At 63.8% G+C, this 20,295-nt stretch carries 19 protein-coding genes; 4 read left to right on the forward strand and 15 right to left on the reverse strand.

The window, feature by feature from the left end:
- Nucleotides 1–6: 6 nt before the first annotated feature.
- From BraRD5C2_RS00125 to BraRD5C2_RS00135, 3 genes are all read left to right on the forward strand, one after another.
- Nucleotides 7–768, forward strand: a complete 762-nt coding sequence (locus BraRD5C2_RS00125) for an SDR family NAD(P)-dependent oxidoreductase (protein ID WP_223965963.1) — start codon at nucleotides 7–9, stop codon at nucleotides 766–768.
- Nucleotides 769–831: 63 nt separating this feature from the next.
- Nucleotides 832–1,251, forward strand: a complete 420-nt coding sequence (locus BraRD5C2_RS00130) for an acyl-CoA thioesterase (protein ID WP_095731507.1) — start codon at nucleotides 832–834, stop codon at nucleotides 1,249–1,251.
- A 103-nt stretch (nucleotides 1,252–1,354) separates the two neighbouring features.
- Nucleotides 1,355–2,506 (forward strand): ABC transporter substrate-binding protein, encoded by a 1,152-nt coding sequence (locus BraRD5C2_RS00135; protein WP_223965965.1) that lies wholly within the window; start codon nucleotides 1,355–1,357, stop codon nucleotides 2,504–2,506.
- Between the two features lie 127 nt (nucleotides 2,507–2,633).
- On the opposite strand, the gene BraRD5C2_RS00140 is transcribed toward BraRD5C2_RS00135, so the two are convergent.
- The 4 genes from BraRD5C2_RS00140 to BraRD5C2_RS00155 form a co-directional block, all read right to left on the reverse strand.
- A complete protein-coding gene (locus BraRD5C2_RS00140) occupies nucleotides 2,634–3,029 on the reverse strand; it encodes an endonuclease domain-containing protein (protein ID WP_223965967.1) in 396 nt (131 codons plus the stop codon).
- A 241-nt stretch (nucleotides 3,030–3,270) separates the two neighbouring features.
- The gene (locus BraRD5C2_RS00145) at nucleotides 3,271–4,002 is read right to left on the reverse strand and encodes an ABC transporter ATP-binding protein (protein WP_223965969.1); all 732 of its coding nucleotides are present in this window, start codon (nucleotides 4,000–4,002) and stop codon (nucleotides 3,271–3,273) included.
- Nucleotides 3,999–5,768 (reverse strand): branched-chain amino acid ABC transporter ATP-binding protein/permease, encoded by a 1,770-nt coding sequence (locus BraRD5C2_RS00150; RefSeq protein ID WP_223965971.1) that lies wholly within the window; start codon nucleotides 5,766–5,768, stop codon nucleotides 3,999–4,001. Before BraRD5C2_RS00150 ends, BraRD5C2_RS00145 begins: the two co-directional genes overlap by 4 nt.
- Before the next feature lie 5 nt (nucleotides 5,769–5,773).
- Nucleotides 5,774–6,814 carry a branched-chain amino acid ABC transporter permease gene (locus tag BraRD5C2_RS00155; RefSeq protein ID WP_223965973.1) on the reverse strand — a complete coding sequence of 347 codons (1,041 nt, stop codon included), beginning with the start codon at nucleotides 6,812–6,814 and terminating at the stop codon, nucleotides 5,774–5,776.
- Nucleotides 6,815–6,992: 178 nt separating this feature from the next.
- Here BraRD5C2_RS00155 and BraRD5C2_RS00160 point away from each other — a divergent pair, with 178 nt between their 5' ends.
- Nucleotides 6,993–7,511: a MarR family winged helix-turn-helix transcriptional regulator gene (locus BraRD5C2_RS00160; protein WP_223965975.1), complete on the forward strand. Its 519-nt coding sequence runs from the start codon at nucleotides 6,993–6,995 to the stop codon at nucleotides 7,509–7,511.
- Between the two features lie 111 nt (nucleotides 7,512–7,622).
- Here the strand turns inward: BraRD5C2_RS00160 and BraRD5C2_RS00165 are convergent, their stop codons facing one another.
- From BraRD5C2_RS00165 to BraRD5C2_RS00215, 11 genes are all read right to left on the reverse strand, one after another.
- Nucleotides 7,623–8,906, reverse strand: a complete 1,284-nt coding sequence (locus BraRD5C2_RS00165) for a glycerate kinase type-2 family protein (RefSeq protein ID WP_223965977.1) — start codon at nucleotides 8,904–8,906, stop codon at nucleotides 7,623–7,625.
- Nucleotides 8,907–8,927: 21 nt separating this feature from the next.
- Nucleotides 8,928–10,160, reverse strand: a complete 1,233-nt coding sequence (locus tag BraRD5C2_RS00170; RefSeq protein ID WP_374707937.1) for an ABC transporter substrate-binding protein — start codon at nucleotides 10,158–10,160, stop codon at nucleotides 8,928–8,930.
- Nucleotides 10,161–10,351: 191 nt separating this feature from the next.
- Nucleotides 10,352–11,578 carry an ABC transporter substrate-binding protein gene (locus BraRD5C2_RS00175; RefSeq protein WP_223965979.1) on the reverse strand — a complete coding sequence of 409 codons (1,227 nt, stop codon included), beginning with the start codon at nucleotides 11,576–11,578 and terminating at the stop codon, nucleotides 10,352–10,354.
- Nucleotides 11,579–11,739: 161 nt separating this feature from the next.
- The gene (locus tag BraRD5C2_RS00180; protein ID WP_223965981.1) at nucleotides 11,740–12,969 is read right to left on the reverse strand and encodes an ABC transporter substrate-binding protein; all 1,230 of its coding nucleotides are present in this window, start codon (nucleotides 12,967–12,969) and stop codon (nucleotides 11,740–11,742) included.
- Nucleotides 12,970–13,196: 227 nt separating this feature from the next.
- Nucleotides 13,197–14,423 carry an ABC transporter substrate-binding protein gene (locus tag BraRD5C2_RS00185; RefSeq protein WP_223965983.1) on the reverse strand — a complete coding sequence of 409 codons (1,227 nt, stop codon included), beginning with the start codon at nucleotides 14,421–14,423 and terminating at the stop codon, nucleotides 13,197–13,199.
- Between the two features lie 118 nt (nucleotides 14,424–14,541).
- The gene (locus tag BraRD5C2_RS00190) at nucleotides 14,542–15,771 is read right to left on the reverse strand and encodes an ABC transporter substrate-binding protein (RefSeq protein WP_223965985.1); all 1,230 of its coding nucleotides are present in this window, start codon (nucleotides 15,769–15,771) and stop codon (nucleotides 14,542–14,544) included.
- A 29-nt stretch (nucleotides 15,772–15,800) separates the two neighbouring features.
- Entirely contained in the window at nucleotides 15,801–16,817 is a 1,017-nt protein-coding gene (locus BraRD5C2_RS00195; protein ID WP_223965988.1) for a branched-chain amino acid ABC transporter permease, read from the reverse strand.
- Nucleotides 16,818–16,819: 2 nt separating this feature from the next.
- Entirely contained in the window at nucleotides 16,820–17,698 is an 879-nt protein-coding gene (locus BraRD5C2_RS00200) for a branched-chain amino acid ABC transporter permease (RefSeq protein WP_163160471.1), read from the reverse strand.
- Between the two features lie 12 nt (nucleotides 17,699–17,710).
- Nucleotides 17,711–18,424 (reverse strand): ABC transporter ATP-binding protein, encoded by a 714-nt coding sequence (locus BraRD5C2_RS00205; protein WP_092119454.1) that lies wholly within the window; start codon nucleotides 18,422–18,424, stop codon nucleotides 17,711–17,713.
- Nucleotides 18,421–19,218 carry an ABC transporter ATP-binding protein gene (locus tag BraRD5C2_RS00210; RefSeq protein WP_223965990.1) on the reverse strand — a complete coding sequence of 266 codons (798 nt, stop codon included), beginning with the start codon at nucleotides 19,216–19,218 and terminating at the stop codon, nucleotides 18,421–18,423. The genes BraRD5C2_RS00205 and BraRD5C2_RS00210 overlap by 4 nt, the downstream gene beginning before the upstream one ends.
- A 69-nt stretch (nucleotides 19,219–19,287) precedes the next feature.
- Complete coding sequence (locus tag BraRD5C2_RS00215; protein ID WP_223965991.1) at nucleotides 19,288–20,154, reverse strand: IclR family transcriptional regulator; 867 nt, start codon at nucleotides 20,152–20,154, stop codon at nucleotides 19,288–19,290.
- Nucleotides 20,155–20,295 lie beyond the last annotated feature (141 nt).

Consider the following 20,295-nt stretch of genomic DNA (forward strand, 5'->3'; position numbering starts at 1 on the left):
ATTGCCATGCAGTTGAAGGACCAGGCCGCCATCGTCACCGGCGGCGCATCGGGATTGGGTGCCGCGACCGCGCGCCGGCTGGCTGCGCAGGGCGCCAAGGTCGCGGTCTGCGACCTCAACGCCAAGCTCGCCGAGAACGTCGCCGCCGAGATCGGCGGCATCCCTGTGGTCTGCGACGTCGCCGATGCGGCGGCAGCCGAAGCCGCGGTCGCTGCCGCCGCCAAGGCGCATGGTCCGGCGCGGGTGCTGGTCAACTGCGCCGGCATCGGCGTGGCCAAGCGGGTGATCGGCCGTGAGGGGCCGATGGCGCTCGCCGACTTCGACAAGGTGATCAAGGTCAATCTGATCGGCTCCTTCAACATGCTGCGGCTTGCGACATCAGAGATGGCGAAGCTCGAGCCGCTCGCGACCGGCGAGCGCGGCGTCGTGATCTCGACTGCGTCGGTCGCGGCCTATGACGGCCAGATCGGGCAGGCGGCCTATTCGGCCTCGAAGGGCGGCATCGTCGCGATGACCTTGCCGATCGCGCGCGAGCTCGCGCAATTCGGCATCCGCGTGCTGACCATCGCGCCCGGCCTGTTCATGACGCCCTTGCTCGCCGGCCTGCCGCAGGAGGCGCAGGACTCGCTCGCCGCCGCGATCCCGTTCCCGCGCCGGCTGGGGCAGGCCGACGAGTTCGCCTCGCTGGCGCTGCACATGATCGACAATCCCTATCTGAACGGCGAAGTGGTGCGGCTCGATGCCGCGCTCCGGATGGCGCCGCGCTGAAGCATGATCCGGAAGAGCGCAAAGCGCCCTTCCGGATCGCTCACGCTCAATCGAGGATAGACCATGTTCGTCAACCGGCGCGACGTGCAGATCCAGTGGGGCGATTGCGACCCCGCCAACATCGTCTACTACCCGCGCTACTTCGCGATGTTCGACGACTCGACCTCGATCATGTTCGAAGCTGCCGGTTGCTCGAAGCAGGACCTCGTCCACAAATACGGCTTGGTCGGCATTCCCATGGTCGACACGCGGGCGAAATTCCACATCCCGTCAACCCATGGCGACTGGATTACCATCGAAAGCCGGATCGAGAGCATCAAGCGCTCGAGCTTCGAGGTGGTGCACCGCGTGTTCAAGGGCGAGGCGTTGGCCATCGAGGCGTTCGAGACCAGGGTGCTGGTCGGCCGCCATCCGGACGATCCCGCCAGGCTGAAATCAGCGCCATTTCCGCAGGAGGTTATCGACCGCTTCATGAAGGGCTGACTTGTTCAGGGCTGACTTGCAGCCCCTCATGACCTAAAGAAGGGGCTGAATTGGCCCGCAAAACTGGTTTAAACCCAAAAAACATATCCGCAGGGAGGAATGAATGAAGAAGGCCACTCTCGCCGCCGCAGTGCTCGCAGCCGCTATCGCGCTGCCGGGCGCATCCGCGCTGGCGCAGACCAATGAAATCACCATCGGCATCTCGATCTCGACCACCGGCCCCGCCGCGGCGCTCGGCATCCCCGAACGCAACGCGCTCGATTTCGTGCCGAAGGAGATCGGCGGCGTGCCGCTGAAGCTGATCGTGCTCGACGATGCCGGCGATCCGACGGCCGCGACCACGAATACGCGGCGCTTCGTCACCGAGTCCAAGGCCGACATCATCATGGGCTCCTGCATCACGCCGACGACGATCGCGGTGTCGACGGTCGCCAATGAGGCCGGTATCCCGCATCTCGGTCTCGCGCCGTTTCCGATCAATGAGGCCCGCGCGAAATGGTCGGTCGACCTGCCGCAGTCGATTCCGATCATGGGCAAGGTGCTCTACGAGCACATGAAGGCGCACAACATCAAGACCGTCGGCTATATCGGCTATTCGGATTCCTACGGCGATCTCTGGGTCAACGACTTCAAGGCGCAGGCCGTGCCGATGGGCCTGACCATGACCGACGAGGAGCGCTTCGCGCGTCCGGATACGTCGGTCGCGGGCCAGGTGCTGAAGCTCGTCGCAGCCAATCCCGACGCCATTCTGGTCGGCGCCTCCGGCACCGCCGCGGCGCTGCCGCAGTCCGCGCTGCGCGAGCGCGGCTACAAGGGCCTGATCTACCAGACCCACGGTGCCGCCACGATGGACTTCATCCGCATCGCGGGCGCGTCGGCGGAAGGCGTCATCATGTCGGCCGGCCCGATCATGTCGCCGGAAACCCAACCCGACAGCGCGCTAACCAAGAAGCCGGGCCTGACGCTGAACGCGGCCTATGAAGCCAAGTACGGCGCCAACAGCCGCAGCCAGTTCGCCGGCCACTCCTTCGACGCCTTCGAGGTGCTGAAGCGCATCATTCCGACGGCGCTGAAGACCGCCAAGCCCGGCACGCCGGAATTCCGCGAGGCGATCCGCCAGGCGTTCATCTCCGAGAAGGAGATCGTGGCGAGCCAGGGCGTCTACAACTGGACCGAAAAGGACCGCTACGGCCTCGACGACCGCTCGCGCATCCTGCTGACGGTCAAGGACGGCAAGTACATCCCGGCGATGTGAGCCGATCTTGGTCCGCGAAACGACGAAGCCGGCCCCGCTAAAGGGCCGCCTTTTTCTTTACCCTCCCCTGGAGGGGGAGGGTCGCTTCGCATTGCGTGAGCGATGTGAAGCGGGGTGGGGTGACACTCTATCGTCGTCGGTGGTGCTTCAGCGGCACAGCTTCCGCTTCGCGAGCGCCGTAGAGCTCGACATAGATTCGTTCCAGCACAGCGTTGAGGTCAGCCGTGATCTCCGAATTCCAGAACCGGATGACGCGGTAGCCTTCGTTCTCAAGCCACTGCTGCCGTTCGCGATCGTGTTTCGCGGTCTCGTCTTCGTTGTGGTGTCCGCCGTCGAGCTCGATGATCAGCCGCTTGGCCGGGCAGAAGAAGTCGACGAAATAGGGGCCGATCGGAGCTTGCTTTCGGAAATGCGTGCCTTCCGTCGGCAGCTCCTTCAGCGCACGCCATAATATCCGCTCGTGCGGCGTGGCATTCGCGCGCAGCTTCTTCGCAGTCGCTCTTCGGATCGATGTTGAGACCATTTTTGCGGCTTCACCCCACCCCGATCGCACCCGACGATGCTACGCATCGCCGCGCGCGCTCGACCCTCCCCCTCCAGGGGAGGGTGAAGTGGAGCGCAAGCATTGCGGGAATGCAAGCATGGTAAGAAATGCTTGTCTGAGGTCGCAGCCGTCTTCATCCTCCCCTGGAGGGGGAGGATCGCCGCGCATGTAATGCGCGGCGAGGTGGGGTGACAGTCTCTCCGCGGCGGAGCTGCGCGTCCTAGATCGCGCTCTCGCCTTCGTGCTGGAAGCCGAGATAGCTCGCGGCGACGCCCTTGTTGGCGGCGATCTCGCTGGCCGGGCCTGACAGCACGAACTCGCCGAGCTCCATCACATAGGCACGGTCGGCGATCTGCAGCGCGGCCTGGGCGTTCTGCTCGACCAGCAGCACCGAGACACCCGCTGCGCGGAGTTCGCCGACGATGCGGAAGATGTCGGCGACGATGATCGGGGCGAGACCGAGGCTCGGCTCGTCCAGCATCAGCAATTTCGGCGCGCCCATCAGCGCACGGCCCATCGCCAGCATCTGCTGCTCACCGCCGGAGAGCGTGCCGGCGAGCTGCTTGCGCCGTTCCTTGAGCCGCGGAAACAGCGTGTAGACCCGCTCCAGCGAGCGTGCCGCGGTTGCCTTCGCGATCCGGAAGGCGCCGAGCTCGAGATTGTCCTCGACATTCATGGTGCCGAACAACTCGCGATGCTCGGGCACCAGGCTCAGGCCGGTGGCGACGCGGTCCTCGATATCGAGCGGCGCCATGTCGACGCCGGCAAAGGTGGTGCGGCCCCGCAGCGGCAGCACGCCCATGATGGCGTTAAGCAGCGTGGTCTTGCCGGCGCCGTTGGCGCCGATGATGGTGACGATCTCGTTCTCTGCAACGTCGAGCGAGACGCCGCGCACGGCCTCGACCTTGCCGTAGGCGATATGGACGTCGGCTACCGTCAGCAGCGCACTCATGCGGCGGCTCCGAGATAGGCCTTGATCACGTCGGGGTTGCGCTTGATCGCGGCCGGCGTGCCCTCGGCGATCTTGGTGCCGAAATCCAGCACCACGATGCGGTCGGCGAGATCCATCACGAACCCCATGTCGTGCTCGACCAGCAGCACCGACATGCCGCCGTCGCGCAATTGCCGGAGCAGCGCGGCCAGCCGCTGCTTCTCCATGTGGCGCAGGCCGGCGGCCGGCTCGTCCAGCAGCAGCAGCATCGGGTCGACGCACAGCGCCCGCGCGATCTCGACGATGCGCTGCTGCCCGAGCGACAGCGAGCCCGCGAGCTGGTCGATCTGCTCGGACAGGCCGACGCGCTCGATCTGCCGCGCGGCTTCCGCCAGCAGCTTCGCCTCGTCAGTGCGGTCCAGCCTCAGCATGCTGGAGATCGCACCGGAATTGCCGCGCAGATGCGCGCCGATCGCGACGTTCTCGAGCACGGTCATGTCGGGCACCAGCTTGACGTGCTGGAACGTCCTGCTGACGCCGAGCTTGACCACCTCCTGCGGCGGAGCGTTCGCGACTTCGTTGCCGAGCACGGCGATCTTGCCGCTGGTCGCGGCCAGCACGCCGGTGATCAGGTTGAAGGTCGTGCTCTTGCCGGCACCGTTCGGGCCGATCAGCGCGACGATCTCGCGGGCGTTGACGTCGAATGAGACGTCGTTCACCGCAAGCACGCCGCCGAACTGCTTGCGTGCCTTGTCGATGTGCAGCAGGACCGGAGACGTTCCCGCCGCGCGCTCACGGTGCTCCAGCTTTACTGACGTGTCCGGTGTCTTGCGGGCCGGCTTGAACGGCAGGCGCGACATCAGCCAGGGCCAGACGCCTTGTGGGGCGAGCTGCAACAGCAGCACCAGCATGATGCCGAACACGATGGTCTCGAGCTGGCTCTGGCCGCCGAAGATGTAGGGCAAATAGCTCTGCAGCACCTCTTTGAGGATCACGACGATGCCGGCGCCGAGCACGCCGCCCCAGACGTAACCGGCACCGCCGACGACGGCGATGAACAGATACTCGATGCCGGCCTGTGCGCCGAACGGCGTTGGGTTGGCGGCGCGCTGGAAATGCGCATAGAGCCAGCCGGACAGGCCGGCCAGCACTGCCGCATAGATGAACACCAGGAGCTTGGCGCGCGGCGTCTGCACGCCGAATGCCTCGGCCGCGATATGGCCGCGCCGCAACGCGCGGATGGCGCGCCCGGTGCGGGAGTCCAGCAGGTTCATGGTGAGGAGCGCGGAGAGCAGCACCGCGACCCAGATCGCGTAATAGATCGTGTCCGGGCTCAGCATCCTGAAAGAGCCGATCGAGAGCGGCGGGATGCCCGAAATGCCGTCGTTGCGGCCGAGGAATTCGAGCTTGCTGAACAGATAGAACAGGCCGATGCCCCAGGCGATGGTGCCGAGCGGCAGATAGTGGCCGGACAACCGCACCGTGACGAGGCCGAGCAGCACGGCCGCAATGCCGCTGACCAGCAGCGAAGCCGGCAGCGTCAGCCACGGCGAGACGCCGTAGGCGGTGGTCAGCACCGCGGTGGTGTAGGCGCCGAAGCCGCAGAACGCGGCCTGTCCGAACGAGGTGAGGCCGCCGACGCCGGTGAGCAGCACCAGCCCCATCGCGACCAGCGCGGCGAGACCGATATTGTCGAGCAGCACGATCCAGAACGGCGGGATGCCCGGCAGAAGCGGGATCACCGCCATCACGAGCGCGAAGATGATGAGAGGGAGCCGCTGCGTCATCGCGCTCAATCCTTCTCTTCTTCGACCTGGGGCGCTGCGAGCGAGCGCAGCACCAGGACGGGAAGGATCAGCGTGAACACGATGACTTCCTTGAAATTACTCGCGTAGAACGACGAGAATGCCTCGACGATGCCGACCACGATGGCGGCGACCGCGGTCAGGGGATAGCTGACCAGGCCGCCGATGATGGCGGCGATGAAGCCCTTCAGGCCGATCAGGAAGCCGGTGTCGTAATAGAGCGTCGTGATCGGCACGATCAGGATGCCGGATATCGCGCCGATCACGGAGGCGAGCAGGAACGCGATCTGGCCCGACAGCGTGGTGCGGATGCCGACCAGGCGGGCGCCGAGGCGATTGACCGCGGTGGCGCGCAGCGCCTTGCCGGTCTTGGTGTAGCCGAAGAACAGCCACAGCCCCACGATGAAGCCGACCGTCAGGGCATACACAGCAAGGCTCTGGCCGGTGAAGCGCAGCGGACCGGCGGTTACCGCGGCGCTCGACAGCGCCGGGGCGCGCAGGCCTTCGGCGCCGAAGAACACCAGGCCGAGGCCTTGCAGCGCCAGATGGCAGCCGACCGAGGCGATCAGCAGCACCAGCACGGAGGTGTGCGCGATCGGCTGGAAGGCGATGCGATAGAGAAACAGCCCGATCGCCGCCACGATCAGCAGCGCGAGCGCAATGTTGACGGCAATCGGCGTGTTGGGGCCAACCAGCGCATAGACCAGGCCGAGCAGCGCGACGGGGAAGGCAATGTTGAGCGCGACCGAGCGCATCACCAGCCGGGCATGCAGCGCCTTGCGGGCGAAGAACAGGTCGAGCGCGAACGCGACGAGGCCCATCGCGACGGCAAGGCGCACGGTGCCGGGCACCTGCCCTGTCGCCAGCATGGCGTAGCTCAGCGCGCCGTAGGTGACGAATTCGCCCTGCGGGATCAGGATCACCCGCGTCACCGCGAACACCAGCACCAGGGCCAGCCCGAGCAGCGCGTAGATCGCGCCATTGGTGATGCCGTCCTGCAGCAGGAACAGCATGATCGTTGTGTTCAAAGCCGAGCGCTCCCCCTTAAGCGTCGGACCGCCGCAGCCGGCTGTGCCGGTCGGGTCGGCCGATGCCGGCTGTTGATAGCCGTCGATATTTGATATGGTGCATAACGATTATTAGATATAATCTCAAGGTCCCCGAGCGTCCCGCGGGGTTTTTTACCGGGATTGCGAGCCTGGAGCGATGACTGTTTCCAAAACCGCCGCCGATGCCGTCCGATCGTCGCGTGCCCTGCGCAGGGAACCGGTCGATCCTGCCGGGGACGACAGCATGCTGCAACTGGGCGAACTGTCCGGATTGCTCGGCTATTCGCTGAAGCGTGCGCAGCTCAAGGTGTTCGAGGACTTCCTGCGCTGCGTCGCGCCGCTGCAGCTGACGCCGGCGCAGTTCTCGGTGCTGCTGCTGCTGGACAAGAATCCGGGCCGCAACCAGACCGAGATCGCCAACACGCTCGGCATCCTCAGGCCGAATTTCGTCGCCATGCTGGACGCGCTGGAGAGCCGCGACCTTTGCGCGCGGATGCGCTCCACCAACGACCGGCGCTCCCACATCCTGGTCCTGACCGACAAGGGCCGCGCCGTGCTGGCGCGCGCCAAGAAACTGGTCGCCAACAAGCATGAGGCGCGGCTGATCGAGGTGCTCGGCCCGGCCAACCACGCCGCGCTGCTGGAGATGCTGGCCAAGCTCGCGCAGGAGTTTTGAGCTTTCGTCATTCCGGGGCGCGCCGCTTGGCGCGAGCCCGGAATCCATACTCACGCTCGTGGTTATGGATTCCGGGCTCGTCGCTTTGCGCCGCCCCGGAATGACGGCAAACTAATCCACCAAAATCACGCGCACATCGTTGACGTTGGTCAGCGTCGGCCCGGTCAGCAATAAATCGCCAGTCTGCGCGAAGAAGCCGGTGGCATCGTTGTTCTCGAGATAGGCCCTGGGGTCGAGGCCGATCGATTTCATCTTTGCGAAGGTCGCCTGATCGATCACGGCTCCGGCGGGGTCGGTGGCGCTGCCGGCGCCGCCATCGGCGCCGTCGGTATCGGCGGCGAGCGCTGCGATGTCGGGCGTGTCCTTGAGCAGGTCGGCCAGCGCCAGCGCGTATTCCTGGTTGGGGCCGCCGCGGCCGTTGCCGCGCACCGTCACCGTGAGCTCGCCGCCGGAAACGATGGCGACGCGCTTGCCCTCGCTGCGCGCCTTCAGTGCGAGCCGCGCGTGATCGGCCGCGACGTCGCGGGCCTCGCCCTCGAGATCGGCGCCGAGCGCGATGGTCTCGTAGCCGGCGTCCTGCGCGACCTTCACCGCGGCGTCGATTGAGGCTTTCGGCTTTGCCAGCAGATCGAATGTCGCGCGCGCAAAGGCGGGATCGCCCGGCTTGCAGCTCTCGTTCCTGGGATCGTCGAGTGCGCGGCGGACCGCGTCATCGACCGAGAGATTGTATTTGGCGACCAGCGCGCGGGCATCCGCGAGCGTGGTCGGATCCGGTACCGTCGGCCCCGAGGCGATCGCGGAGGGATCGTCATGCGGCACGTCGGAAATCGCCAGCGTGACGATCTCGGCGGCGTGCTGCCCGGCGCGGGCCAGCCGTCCGCCCTTGATCCGCGACAGATGCTTGCGCACGATGTTCATCTCGCCGATCGGCGCGCCGGAGCGCAGCAGCGCGCGGTTGACCTGCTGCTTCTGGGCAAAGCTCACGCCCTCGACGGGCGCGATCCAGTTCGCCGAGCCGCCGCCGGTCAGCAGCACCAGCAGCAGATCGTCGGGGGTGGCTTCCGCCGCGAGCCGCAGCGTATCGTCAGCCGCTCGCAGGCCGGCTTCATCGGGCACCGGGTGGCCGGCCTCGACCACCTTGATACGGCGGGTCGGGACGCCATGGCCGTGCCGGGTGGTGGCGATACCGACCAGCCGCGACGGTTCGAGGCCGAGCGTGTCGAGATAATGCCGTTCCGCCGCCGCCGCCATGGCGCCGGCGCCCTTGCCGGCGGCGAGGCAGATCACGCGTCCCTTCGGCGCCGGCCGCAGCCGCGATGCCAGCACGACATCGGGATGCGCAGCCGCCACCGCGGCATCGAAGATCGAACGCAGGAAGGGACGACGGTCGGTCATGGCTGTGCTTTCGTTACGCGGTCAGTTTCCGCCGACTTCGCCGCTGATGACGTCGCCGAACAACTGCCAGCGCTCACCCTTGAACTGCATCAGCTGCAATTGCTCGATCGGCTGGAAGTCGGCAGGCCCGGTCGACAGCGTCACGCCGGGCAGCAGGCCGCCCTGCGCAAACTGCTTCAGGCTCGCCGCCTGCTTCATCACATTGGCGCGGGTGAGGTCGTCGCCGCAGCGGCGCAGCACCTCGACCATCGTGGTCGCCATGTTGTAGCCGGTCATCGCCGAGGCATCGACGCGGTTGGTGTCGGGCATGTATTTGGCGAGCAGCTCGTCGAACGCCTTCATGCCGGCGTCGTCCTTCCACTGCGGGTCGCTGGCGTCCTTGGCGTAGGCCGCCGAGATCACGCCCTGCGCATTGTCGAGGCCCGCGGGGCGCATCACCGTCGCGGTGGAGGCCGAGACGTTGGAGACGATCGTCACCGGCTTCCAGTTCATCTCGCCGAGCTTCTTGATCGCCTGGGCGCCGAACTTCGGTGTGGTGAAGAAGATGATGACGTCGGGGTTGGTGGATTTCAGCCGCACCACATGGGAATCGATGGTGGGCTCGGCAACCTCGTAGCTCTCCTTGGCGGCAATCCGCGCCGGATCGCTGGCGAAGCCGTCTTCCAGGCCCTTGAGATAATCTTTGCCCATGTCGTCGTTCTGATAGAGCACCGCGACCTTGGCCGCGGGCTTCTCCTTGAGCAGATATTTCGCATAGATCCGCGACTCGCTCTGGTAGCTCGGCAGCCAGCCCATGGTCCACGGGAACGCCTTCGGATCGTTCCACTTGGTGGCGCCGGTGGCGACGAACAGCTGCGGCACCTTCTTGGCGTTGAGATATTTCTGGATCGCGGTGTTGGAGGCGGTGCCGAGCGTGCCGAACAGGAACAGCACCTCGTCGCTCTCGACCAGCTTGCGCGCCTGCTCGACCGCCTTCGGCGGCGAATAGGCGTCGTCATAGGAGATGAAATTAATCTTGCGGCCGTTGATGCCGCCATCGTCGTTGACCTTCTTGAAGACCGCCGCCATCGCTTTGCCGACCACGCCATAGGCCGACGCCGGGCCGCTATAGGGCACGATGTTGCCGATCTTGATCTCGGCATCGGTCGCCCCGGTGTCGTATTTCTTCTGCGCCCATGCGGCATTGCCGGTCATGGCAGCGACGGCGAGGCCGAGCAGGGCGGTTGCGACACGGTGACGGATCGGCTTCGGCATTTCCCGAAAACTCCTTGTTGTTGCCGGCGCGCTGGGCTGCCGGGTTCTCTGCGGTTGTTGCCGGTTTTCCTAGCGCATCGCCGGGTAAAGTGTAAGCAGGCATTGACCCGGGCCGGTCGCCCCATGGTGAATGAAAAACCCCCTGCGACGGTATCGCAGGGGGCCATTGTCGGTCGATTGTCGGCAGGAAATCAGCCGCCGACGTCGGCGCTGATGACGTCGCCGAACAGTTCCCATTTATCGCCCTTGAACTTCATCAGCTGCAACTGGCTGATCGGGGCGAAATCGTTCGCGGCGGTATTGATCTTGATGCCGGGCAGCAGCACTTCGGTGCGGAAGTCCTGCAGGCTCGCCGCCTGCTTCATGATGTTCTCGCGGGTGAGGTTGTCGCCGCACTGCTTCAGCACCTGAACCAGGGTCTGGGCCACGCCGAAGCCGACCACGGTGCCGCCGTCGAGCTTGTCGCCCTCGGGGAAGTCCTTGGCCATGAAAGCGTAGAATTCCTTCATGCCGGGATCATTGTCCCATTGCTTGTCGGAGGCGTCCTTCAGGTAGGCGGCGGAGATGATGTCCTGCGCATTCTCGAAGCCGGCCGGTTTGATCACGCTGCCGACCGAGGCCGATACGTTGTTGAGGAAGTGGGTCGGCTTCCAGCCGATCTCGGCGACCTTCTTGATCGCCTGCGCAGCGAATTTCGGCGTCGCGATATCGATGAAGACGTCGGCGTTGCTTGCCTTCAGCTTGACGATGTTGCTGTCGATGGTCGGCTGGGAGGTCTCGAAGCTCTCTTCGGCGACGATCATGCTGGCGGCCTTCTGGCCGAGGCCATCCTTCAGACCCTTCAGATAGTCCTTGCCGTAATCGTCGTTCTGGTAGAGCACGGCGATCTTGGCGTTCGGCATGTTCTTCAGGATGTACTTGGCGTAGATCTGGGTCTCGCTCTGGTAGTTGGGCTGCCAGCCCATGGTCCAGGGAAAGTCCTTCGGATCGTTCCACTTGGTGGCGCCGGTGGCGACGAACAGCTGCGGCACCTTCTTGGAGTTCATGTATTTCTGGATCGCCGAGTTCGACGGTGTGCCGAGCGAGTTGAAGATCAGCAGCACCTCGTCGCTCTCGACCAGCTTGCGCGCCTGCTCCACGGCTTTCGGCGGCGAGTAGGCGTCATCGTAGGAGATGAAGTTGATCTTGCGGCCGTTGATGCCGCCGGCGTCGTTGATCTTCTTGAAATAGGCGGCCTCGGTGCGGCCGATGATGCCGTAGGCGGAGGCGGGTCCGCTGTAGGGCATGATGTTGCCGATCTTGATCTCGGTGTCGCCGGCGCCGGTGTCGTATTTCTTCTGGGCAAGCGCAGCGCTGCTGGACGTCGCGACGAGCGCGAGGGCGGCCCCGAGGACCGCAAGTCTTGTGGTGGCGGACATCTATGTCTCTCTCCCTGTTGTCAGACGAATGTGTCGCGGCCCCCTTGTTTCGAGGGCTCTGTTATTTGACTGCAATGATTAGCATTTCGGGCGGTCCGTCTCAATGAAAAGCCCCTGCGACAATGCCGCAGGGGCTCTCGTCTTTAGTCGACAATTCCGGGTTAACCGCCGACGTCGCCGCTCAAAATCTCGCCAAAGCGCTCCCAGGTCTGGCCCTTGAAGCGGATCAATTGCAGTTGCGAGAGCGGCGCGAAATCGGTCGCCGAGGTGTTGACCTTGACCCCCGGCAACAGGCCGCCGGGTTCGTAATCGCGAATGCTGGCCGCCTGCTTCATGATGTTCTCGCGGGTCAGGTCGTCGCCGCACGCCTTGAGCACGTGCACCAGGCCCTGCGAGACGATGTAGGCATACATCACGGAGGCATCGGCGCGGTTCGCTTCCGGATAGTATTTATCGAGGAATTCGTTCCAGGCGATCATTGCCTTGTCGGTCTTCCACTGCGGGTCGGTCGGGTCCTTGAAATATTGCGACGAGATGATGTCCTGGGCGTTCTCGAAGCCCGCGGGCTTGATCACGCTGCCGATCGATCCGGAGACGTTGTTGAGGAAATGCAGCGGATGCCAGTTGAGCTCGGCGTTCTTCTTGATCGCTTGCGCCGCGAATTTCGGCGTCGTGATGTTGAAGAACACGTCGGCGCCGGACGCCTTGAGCCTGACGATGTGGGAGTCGATGGTCGGCTCCGTGACCTCGTAGCTATCCTCGGCGACGATCATCGACGCCGCCTTGCTGCCGAGCCCGTCCTTGAAGCCCTTCAGATAGTCCTTGCCGTAATCGTCGTTCTGGTAGAGCACCGCGATCTTGGCGTCCGGCTTGTTCTTCAGGATGTACTTTGCGTAGATGATGGACTCGCTCTGGTAGTTGGGCTGCCAGCCCATCGTCCAGGGAAATTCCCTCGGGTCGTTCCACTTGGTGGCGCCGGTGGCGACGAACAGCTGCGGTACCTTCTTCTGGTTCATGTATTTCTGGATCGCCGAGTTCGGCGGCGTGCCGAGCGAATTGAAGATCAGCAGCACCTCGTCGCTCTCGACGAGCTTGCGCGCCTGCTCGACGGTCTTCGGTGGTGTGTAGGCGTCGTCATAGCTGATGTAGGTGATCTTGCGGCCGTTGATGCCACCCTCGGCATTGATCTTGCGGAAATAGGCCTCCTCGGTCTTGCCGATCACGCCATAGGCGGAAGCCGCTCCGCTGTAGGGCATGATGTTGCCGATCTTGATTTCGCTGTCGGAGGCGCCGATGTCGTATTTCTTCTGCGCGACGGAGGGACTCGTGGTCGCTGCGAGCAATGCGAGGGCAGCCGAAAAGGCCCCCAACCGCAAACGGATAGCAGGCATTTTGATCTCCCTTGGATCACGGTGAATGTGTCACGATTTTTGGAGTGGGAGCACTTTGCGGCTCCTGTCGGCATTGAATACCTTTCGTCAGGTGCCAGCAACAGAAAGCCCCCCGCGGCGCTGCCGCGGAGGGCGTCATTTAGTCGAACGCGTTGCAAGGAAAGCCGACGCCGCACAAGCGCGTCGCAACACACGCGAAGCGTTTGCGATGGAGGTCGTGCGTCGTCCTAGTTGCTGAGCCCGCTCGAGATGATGTCGCCGAACAGCTCCCACTTCTCGCCCTTGAAGCGCATCAGCTGCAACTGCTTGATCGGCGCGAAGTCGGTCGCCGACGTGTTGATGCTGATGCCCGGCAGCAGCGTGCCGGGGACATAATCCTTCAGGCTCGCGGCCTGCTTCATGATGTTGGCGCGGGTGAGGTCGTCACCGCACATCTCCAGCACCTGCGCCATGGTCTGTGCGGCGGCGTAGCCGTAGGAGGTGGCGCCGTCGAGCTTGTTGGCGTCGGGATAATTCTTCTTGAGGAAGACAAGGAATTTCTCCATGCCGGGATCCTGGTCCCATTGCGGATCGGCGCCGTCCTTGAGATAGGACGCCGACAGGATGCCCTGCGCGTTCTCGAAGCCGGCCGGCTGCATGACGCCGCCGACCGAGGCCGAGACATTGGCGACGAATTGCAAGGGCGTCCACGCGATTTCGGCGGCCTTCTTGATCGCCTGCGCCGCGAATTTCGGTGACGTGACGCTGATGAAGGTGTCGGCGCCGGCGGCCTTCAGCTTGACAATGTGATTGTCGATCGCAGGCTCCGACGTCTCGTAAGCCTCTTCGGCGACGATCATCGAGGCCTTGTCGCCGAAGGCATCCTTCAGGCCCTTGAGGTAGTCCTTGCCGAAATCGTCGTTCTGGTAGAGCAGCGCAACCTTGGCATCGGGCTTGTGCTTCATGATGTATTTTGCGTAGACCCGCGCTTCGTCCTGGTAGGACGGCTGCCAGCCCATGGTCCAGGGATAGTTCTTGGGGTCGTTCCACTTGGAGCCGCCGGAACCGACGAACAGTTGCGGCACCTGCTTCTCGTTCATGTACTTCCGGATCGAAGCGTTGGTTGCTGTACCAACCGAGCCGAACAGCAGCAGGACCTCATCGTCCTCAACCAGCTTGCGGGTTTGCTCCACCGTCTTGGCCGGCGAGTAGCCGTCGTCGTAGGAGATGAACGTGATCTTGCGGCCGTGGATGCCGCCGGACTCGTTGATCATCTTGAAGTAGGCCGCCTCGGTCCTGCCGATCACGCCATAGGCCGAGGCCGGGCCGCTGTAGGGCGCGGTGTTGCCGATCTTGATCTCGGTGTCGCTGGCCCCGGTGTCGTATTTCTCCTGCGCCTGCGCGACATTGCAGCTCGTCAGGATCAGAGCCGATGCGGCCAAGAGCGCCGTCAGGGACGGACGTGCGGCAGTCATGGTTTCCCCACCTCGGGTTCTTAGTTTGCAGTATTCAATACCATCGGCGCGGGGCGTCAACAAAAAGCCCCCGCGACGGAGATCGCGGAGGCTGTTGTTTTATTCCCGCAGTGCAACGTCACTCGGTGGGGACGTCGCCGGAAATGATGTCACCGAACAGTTCCCACTTCTGACCCTTGAAGCGCTGCATCTGCAACTGGGCGATCGGGGCGAAGTCGGTGGCCGAGGTGTTGATCTTGACGCCGGGCAGCAGGGTGTCGGGCGTAAAGTCCTTCAGGCTCGCCGCCTGCTTCATGACGTTGGCGCGGGTGAGGTCGTCGCCGCACATTTCCAGCACCTTGGCGAGCGTCTGCGCGGCGCCGTAGCCGTAGACATAGCCGCCGTCGGTCTTGTCGGCGCCGGGCATGTACTTGTCGAGAAACTCCGACCACTTCTTCATGCCGGGGTCGTTGTTCCACTGCGAGTCGGCGCCGTCCTTGGCATAGGCCGCCGACAGCACGCCCTGGGCGTTGTCGAAGCCGGCCGGCTGCATCACGCTGCCGACCGAGGCCGACACGTTGGTGATAATCTGCAGCGGCTTCCAGCCGAGCTCGGCGGTCTTCTTGATGGTCTGCGCGCCGAACTTCGGCGTGGTGTAGATCAGCAGCACGTCGGGATTGGCGGCCTTGATCTTGACGATGTGGCCGTCGATCGACGGCTCGGACACCTCATAGCTCTCCTCCATGATGATGCTGGAGGCGCCCTTGGCGCCAAAGCCGTCCTTGGTGCCCTTGAGGTAGTCTTTGCCGAAATCGTCGTTCTGATAGAGGATCGCGACCTTGGCGTCGGGCTTCTCCTTCATCAGCCACTTGGCGTAGATCTGCGCTTCGCTCTGGTAGCTCGGCTGCCAGCCCATGGTCCACGGGAAGTTCTTCGGGTCGTTCCACTTGGTGGCGCCGGTGGCGACGAACAGCTGCGGGATCTTCTTGGAATTCAGGTATTTCTGGATCGCGGTGTTGGACGGCGTGCCGAGCGGGTTGAAGACCAGCAGCACTTCGTCGCTCTCGACCAGCTTGCGCACCTGCTCGACCGCTTTCGGCGGCGAATAGGCGTCGTCATAGCTGACGAAATTGACCTTGCGGCCGTTGATGCCGCCGCGGTCGTTGATCATCTTGAAGTAGGCTTCTTCGGTCTTGCCGATCACGCCGTAGGCGGAGGCTGGTCCCGAATAGGGGATGATGTTGCCGACCTTGATCTCGGTATCGCTTGCGCCGGTGTCGTATTTCTTCTGGGCGAATGCGGCAGTGGACGTCGCGGCAACAGCGACGATCGCCGCGGAAATCGCGGCGATCCGAACGGTAGAAAGCATAATGTCTCCTGGTTTGGTTCTAAAGATTCTTAGTTTTTCTTGAGCTTTGCGGCCAGTTGCTGGGCAACGATCGCAACCTGCCTGGCGCCGTGCGGCACGAGGAAGATGACGAGGAACAGCAACACGCCGAACACCGCGCCGGAAAGCCCCTTCGAGATGCCTTCGGCGATATTCGGCACGAAGATGATGAAGGCGGATCCGACGATCGAGCCGGGCAGCCAGCCGACGCCGCCGACCACCATGCCGAGGAACAGCGAGATCGCGAGCTGGATGGTGTAGCCGTCGGGCGCCACGAACTGCACCGCGATGGCGCCGAGACCGCCGGCAACGCCGGTGATGCCGGCCGAGACGCCGAACGCCAGCGTCTTGTACAGCGCGACGTCGACGCCCATCGCGGAAGCCGCGATCTCGTTGTCGCGGATCGCCATGAAGGCGCGGCCGGAACGCGAGCGCAGCAGGTTCACCGAGGCGATGTAGATCGCGATCCCGACCGCCAGTGTGAAGTAGTAGAGCCACATGTCCTGCCCCATCGGCAGCCCGAACGGGGCATCCGGCTTGGTGACCACGAGGCCCTGCACGCCGCCGGTCCAGTGCTCGAAATAGCCGAGCTTGAGCAGCTGCGGCATTGCGGTGGCGAGCGCAAAGGTCGCAAGCGCCAGATAGACGCCGGATAGCCGCAGCGCCGGCTGGCCGAACAGGAAGCCGAAGCCGAAGCAGACGATGCCGGCGACCGGCAGCGTGAGGGCATAGTTCATGCCCGCATGCTCCATCAGGATCGCCGACGTATAGGCGCCGACGGCGTAGAACGCGCTCTGGCCGAGCGAGAACTGGCCGCTTCCGCCGGTCAGGATGTTGAGCGCCATCACCGCAAGGGCGTAGATCAGAAGCATCGTCATCTGGAAGATGATGAAGTTCTTCACGAACAGCGGGATCAGGATCAGCGCGGCAAGCACGACCAGCGAGGTGCCGTAGCCCAGCGTCATGGCACGCTTGGGCACAGCCTCGACGGCGGGGGCTTCTGTGACGATTTCTTCAACGGCGCTCATGATCAAACTCGCTTCACGATGGCGCGGCCGAACAGGCCTGCCGGTTTGACGACCAGGACGACGATGATCAGCGCAAGCGCGATCGGAAGTTTCAGCTCATTGCCGACGCCGGGGATGTAGGTGCCGACGAGGTTCTCGAAGATGCCGACCAGGAAGCCGCCCATCACGGCGCCGAACGGTGAGGTCAGGCCGCCGAGCACGGCCGCGGCAAATCCGTAGATCAGCACGCCGAGCATCATGTTCGGCTCTAGGAACACCACAGGGGCGATCATCATGCCGGCGATCGAGCCGATCGCGGACGCCATGCCCCAGCCCAGCGCGATCATCCAGGAGGTGTTGATGCCGACCAGCCGGGCCGATTCAGGCAGCGAGGCGGCCGCCCGCATCGCCAGGCCGACCCGGGTGAAGCGGAAGAAGAAGAACAGCAGCGCCAACATCAGCAGCGTGATGCCGATCATGCCGGCCTGGTGGGTCGAGATCAGCTGGCTGCCGAGGAACGGCGAGGAGCCGAACGGCGTCGGGTATTGCTTGATGGTGAAGTCCCAGATCAGACCAGCGACCGAGTTGATGATCGCATACAGCGCGATGAAGCCGGCGACGTTGGTCAGGATCGGGGCCTTGGCCAGCGGCTTGAACAGCAACCGCTCGATGACGATGCCGGCGGCGAACGAAAAGGCGACGGTGAGCACGAAGGCGCCCCAATATGGCACGCCCCATTGCATCAGTTGCCAGGACACGAAGGTCGAAAACATCGCCATTTCGCCCTGGGCGAAATTCAGATGGTCGATGGCCTGGTAGATCATCACGACCGCGAGCGCCATGCAGGCATAGATCGCGCCCGTGGCGATGCCGGCCAGGACCTGGTTGGCAAAAAGCTCCATTGTGCCAGCTCCTCAGTAGCCGAGATAGGATTTGCGGACGTCTTCGTTGTTCGCGATGTCCTTGGCATTGCCCGACATCACGATCCGTCCGGTTTCGATCACATAGGCCTGGTCGGCGAGCTCGAGCGCGAGCTGCGCGTTCTGCTCGACCACCAGGATGGTCACCTTTTCCTCGCGATTGATCTTGCCGAGGATACGGAACAGGTCACGCACGATCAGCGGCGCGAGGCCGAATGACGGCTCGTCGAGCAGCATCAGGCGCGGCCGCAGCATCAGCGCGCGCGCCACCGCGAGCATCTGCTGCTCGCCGCCGGACAGCGTGCCGGCCTGTTGGGTGTAGCGCTGCTTCAGCACCGGGAAATGTTCGTACATCCGCTCGATGTCGGCGCCGATGGCGTTCTTGTCGGAGCGGCTGATGGCGCCAAGCTGAAGATTTTCCTCCACCGTCATGTTGGTGAAGGTGCCGCGGCCCTGCGGCACATGGGCGATGCCGAGGCGGACCACGTTCTCGGTGGAACGGGTGCCGATCGGCTTGCCCTCGAACTCGATCGCGCCGGTCGAACGCACCATGTTGCAGATCGCCCGCAGCGTGGTGGTCTTGCCGGCGCCGTTGGCGCCGAGCAGGGTGGTCAGCGAACCCTCGTTGAGCGAGAAGCTGAGGCCGTGCAGGGCCTGGACCTGACCGTAATAGGCGCGCAGGTCCTTGACGTTGAGCATCGCTGTCATTGGTCCTTGCTCCCCAGATAAGCCTTGATGACGTCGGGGTCGGCCTGGACCTGGGCCGGCGTGCCTTCGGCCAGCTTGCGGCCGAAATTGAGCGCGACGACGTGGTCGGCGATCGACATCACGAGACCCATGTGATGCTCGACCAGCAACACCGTAATTTTACGGTCATCGCGGATTTTGCGGATCAGGTCGCCGAGCACGTAGACTTCCTCGTGATTGAGGCCGCCGGCCGGCTCGTCGAGCAGCAGGATCTTCGGATCTGATGCCAAGGCGCGCGCCAGTTCGACGCGCTTCTGGGTGCCGAAGGGAAGTCCCGAGACCACGGTGTGGGCGACGTCCTCGAGATCGAGATAGCCGAGGATGTCGTGCACCTTCTTGTTCATGTCGTTCTCGCCGCGGCGAACCCAGGCGAGGCGCAGCGAGTCGCTGACGATGTCGCTCGAGGTGCGGGCATGGGCGCCGACGCGCACATTGTCGATCACGGACAGATTGGGAAACAGCGCGACGTTCTGGAAGGTGCGGCCAATGCCGATCTCGGCAATCCGGTGCGGCGGCCGCGACAGAATGCTCTTGCCTTCCATCAGGATATCGCCGGACGACGGCTGGTAGAGCCGCGACAGGCAATTGAACAGCGTCGTCTTGCCGGCGCCGTTCGGTCCGATCAGGCCGAGGATCTGCCCATGGCGCATGTCGAACGACACGCCATTCAATGCGATGATGCCGCCGAACACGACGCTGACGTCGCGAACCGCGAGCAGAGGATCATTCCCCTGCGCGAGCTGTGCCTGCGTCATCTCGTCTCGCCCGCCATCTCTGAGCGGTGCGAGCGGCCCTGCGATGGATTTCGCCGGACGCGATGGAAGCTATCTGATCCCCTCGGCCAAACGTGCAACTTTCCCTCCTACTCTAGACTTTTTGCTTTGTTCTTTTTTGGATTGCGGCGCTATTCCACCGAGCGCCTGCTCGATGTTCCTTACCATCGCGACAAGGCGAGGTCCAATGTCGTTGAGTAATCTATCTTCCGTGAAGCGGAATGCGGGCGCGCCGCAATTGAAGGCGTAAGGACCGGTTCCGTCGTTCAATTTCAATGCAACGCCGGCCGCGGCGACGTCGTCCTGCCAGTCACCAGTGGACAGTGTGAAGCCGTGCTTCGCCACCGTCTCGCCGGAGCGCTCGATGCCGTCGCGGATCTTGGCCCAGCGGCTGCCATAGTGATCCCGCAGCTCGCGTAGTAGAGCCGCACGCTCTTCGGGTGGCAATGCCCAAATATAGGCACGCCCCATCGCGGTGGTCGCGATCGGCACCCGCGAGCCGACGTCGAGCTGCACGCCGAGCGCCAGGCCGTTCCGGCTCTGGCCGAAATAGATCATGCTGTGACGGTCACGGCCGCCGACGGCGACCGCGCCGCCGGTCGCGCGCATCACTTCCTCTCGATACGGCTCGGACAAATGCCGAACGCCGAGATTGGCGAGTGCGGCATAGCCGAGCGCCATCGCCGACGGTGCAAGCTGATACTTTTCGAATTTCGGTACAGGTGTAAGGTATCCCAGCTTGGTCAGCGTGTAGGTCAGCCGGGAAATGGTTGGCTTCGGTAATTTGGTGCGGGCTGCAATCTCCTGATTGCCGAGCAGCCCGTCATTGGGTTGAAATGCACGCAGGACATCCAATCCGCGGGAAAGCGCGACGACGAAATTGCGATCGGTCGCTGCTTTCTTGCTGGCGCGCTTCATTCCCTACCCTTGTCATGCTCGTTGACAAGGCTCGTGCTTCAAAATAACCCTCCGTGTCAAGATGTGGAATTAAATTTCGCAGTGCGAAATTGGTCTAATCTAGCGGCTCGACGCAAGTCGTGCAGCTACTCAACGCAAATT

The sequence above is a fragment of the Bradyrhizobium sp. RD5-C2 genome (assembly GCF_019972155.1).
Classification (GTDB): Bacteria; Pseudomonadota; Alphaproteobacteria; order Rhizobiales; family Xanthobacteraceae; genus Bradyrhizobium.